Raw genomic sequence first — 2,586 nt, forward strand, 5'->3', positions numbered from 1 at the left:
AGGCTGATCAGCACGATGACGGTGCGGATCAGGGTCGCGAGATCGGAGTTGATGTCCTCGACGCCGACCTTGGCGAAGATCGCGGTCAGGGCGGCGAACACCGCCGACAGCACCGCCCAGAATTGCCAGGACGACAGCGTTTCCGGATTCATGAAGGGGTCCTCATAAGGAGGTCGTTCCGGGGCGGGAGCGCAGCGAGCGAACCAAAGATGCGCAATTGCGCATCGGGGACTCTCGAGATTCCGGGTCTGGTCCTTCGGACCATCCCGCAATGACACTGTGCCTAGTTGCGATCGTCCGGCAGCACCGGCATCGGTGTCACCTCGACGCCTTCGTCGATCAGGGCGCGTGCTTCCTCGGGCGAGGCCTCGCCGTAGATCGGGCGGTGCTCGATATCGCCGTAATGCATCTTGCGGGCTTCGTTGGGAAAGCGCTCGCCGACATTGTCGGCGTTCTTCACGATATGCTCGCGCAATTCCTTGAGCTTGGCGCGCAGCTCGCGCTCCTGCGCCATCAACAGCGGCGTCGCGGTGGGCGTCGTGGCTTCCGCGGGCACAGGCAGCGCGACAGGCACGGCTTCCGCGCTCTCGCGGCCCTTCTTGCCGACGATCTGCGGGGCCATGATGGCGCGCTCGACCTTGGCCGAGCCGCAAACCGGGCAGTTCACCAGCTTGCGTTTTTCCTGGGACTCGTAGGCGGCGGAACTTTGAAACCAGCTTTCGAACGCATGGCCTCGCTCGCAGCGCAGGTTGTAGTGGATCATGCCGATCCCCGAACCAGGTGCAGATGCTCGGGGCCGGCCTTGGGGTCGGCCACAGAGAAGCGCCTTCCGTGCTGCAGCGACGGCACGCTTTTACGCGCGGCTTCTACCCTCGCGGGATCGATCTTGGCCATGAACACGCCGGGCTCGGTGCCGCCCTCGGCGAGCACCTCGCCCCAGGGCGCGATGATCAGCGAATGGCCATAGGTCTCGCGCTTGTTCTCGTGCATGCCGCCTTGCGCCGCGGCGAATACGAAGCAGCCGTTCTCGATGGCGCGGGCGCGCAACAGCGTGTGCCAATGCGCTTCGCCGGTCTTTTTGGTGAAAGCGGAGGGCACGGTGAGGAAAGACGCGCCGCTTTCGGCGAGCGCGCGATACAGCGCCGGAAAGCGAACGTCGTAGCAGATCGTCAGCCCGATGCGGCCCCAGGGAAGGTCGGAGATCACGGCGGTTTCGCCCGGCTGGTAATTGGCGGATTCGCGGTAGCTCTCACCGTCCGCCAGATCGATATCGAACATGTGGATCTTGTCGTAGCTCGCGATCACAAGGCCGTCCGGCCCGATCAGGAACGAGCGGTTGACGGCCCGCTCCGGGGTCGCGCGCAGTGCCAGCGAGCCGACATGGAGATGGATTTTCAGTTCCGCGGCGAGCGCGCGATAGGCCTTGAGCGACAGATCGTCCTCTTCCGAGGCGAGGTGCTCGAACAGCGCCTTGCGGTTCAGCTGCATCATGTTGCTCACCTCGGGGGTGAGCACGTAGTCGGCGCCCTCGGCCGCGGCCTGCCGAACCAGCTTGATGCCTTGCTCGAGGCTCGGCTCCGGCAACAGCCCGGTGCGCATCTGCACCATGGCGGCCGTGAAGGTGAGGTCAGCGCTCATGAATTGGCCTTTTCGCCCGCCAGCATCGAATCGAGCTTGCCCTCGCGGTCCAGCGCATAGAGCTCGTCGCACCCGCCGACATGGGTTTCACCGATGAAAATCTGCGGAAAAGTCGCACCGGCGCCAGCGCGATTCCACATTTCCTGACGAAGCGTCGGGTCGATCGCGGCATCGTGCTCGGTGAAGGCGGCTTTTTTGCGAGTCAGCAGCGATTTGGCGGCGCTGCAATAGCCGCAGCCCGGACGGGTGTAGATTTCGATGGCAACGGTCATGTCGCGCTCGGCTTAGGGAAGGAATGTTGCCGGATTATATGGGAGCTTTATGGGTGTCCACAACCCGCGCGAACACCAGCACGTCGACGGACGCCGCTTTGGCGCGCAAAAGCGCCCGCGCGCAGGCGTCGACGGTGGCGCCGGTGGTCAGGACATCGTCGACCAGCACCACGCGACGACCGGCAATCTCGGATCGCCTGTGATCGGCGACCTTGAACGCGCCCTGCACGTTACTGGTGCGCTGCGATCGGGACAGACCGATCTGCTGCTGGGTCGGCCGCACCCGCCGGAGCGCTTCGGAGGCAACCCTCACGCCGCTCTGCCGCGCGATGACCCGCGCCAATGCACCGGACTGGTTGTAGCGGCGGCTCCAGCCTCGTTTCCAATGCAGCGGCACCGGAACCAGCGCGTCGGCCTTCTCGAGCAGTTCGCCTCCGGCCCGCGCCATCCAGCGGCCCATGGCGGGCGCCAAATCCGTGCGGTCCTGGTATTTCAGGGCATGCACCAGCGTGCGCGCGACGTCGTCATAGCGCACTGCCGCGCGAGCACGCGCATAGGCCGGCGGGTTGGCGATCGCTTCCATCGACAAGAGTTCGGGGCCGGGGTCGTAGACGAAGGGAATGCCGAGCCTGGGGCAATAGGGTTTCGCGATGAACGACAGCTTCGCCCAGCATGC

Annotated in this window: 4 protein-coding genes and 1 pseudogene; all 5 read right to left on the minus strand. The window is 65.1% G+C overall.

Annotation, left to right across the window (positions count from 1 at the left end; translation table 11 throughout):
* Window positions 1-152, minus strand: a pseudogene (locus QZ213_RS27095) (EamA family transporter); the annotation flags it as partial.
* Window positions 153-283: 131 nt separating this feature from the next.
* Window positions 284-763 carry a DUF1178 family protein gene (locus QZ213_RS27100; protein ID WP_291689117.1) on the minus strand — a complete coding sequence of 160 codons (480 nt, stop codon included), beginning with the start codon at window positions 761-763 and terminating at the stop codon, window positions 284-286.
* Window positions 760-1,638: a carbon-nitrogen hydrolase family protein gene (locus tag QZ213_RS27105; RefSeq protein ID WP_291689118.1), complete on the minus strand. Its 879-nt coding sequence runs from the start codon at window positions 1,636-1,638 to the stop codon at window positions 760-762. The genes QZ213_RS27100 and QZ213_RS27105 overlap by 4 nt, the downstream gene beginning before the upstream one ends.
* Window positions 1,635-1,910, minus strand: a complete 276-nt coding sequence (grxC, locus tag QZ213_RS27110; protein WP_291689119.1) for a glutaredoxin 3 — start codon at window positions 1,908-1,910, stop codon at window positions 1,635-1,637. The genes QZ213_RS27105 and grxC overlap by 4 nt, the downstream gene beginning before the upstream one ends.
* Before the next feature lie 34 nt (window positions 1,911-1,944).
* On the minus strand, window positions 1,945-2,586 hold a 642-nt coding region (locus QZ213_RS27115), incomplete at its 5' end, for a ComF family protein (RefSeq protein ID WP_291689120.1).

Source organism: Bradyrhizobium sp. (assembly GCF_017881085.1).
Taxonomy (GTDB): Bacteria; Pseudomonadota; Alphaproteobacteria; order Rhizobiales; family Xanthobacteraceae; genus Bradyrhizobium.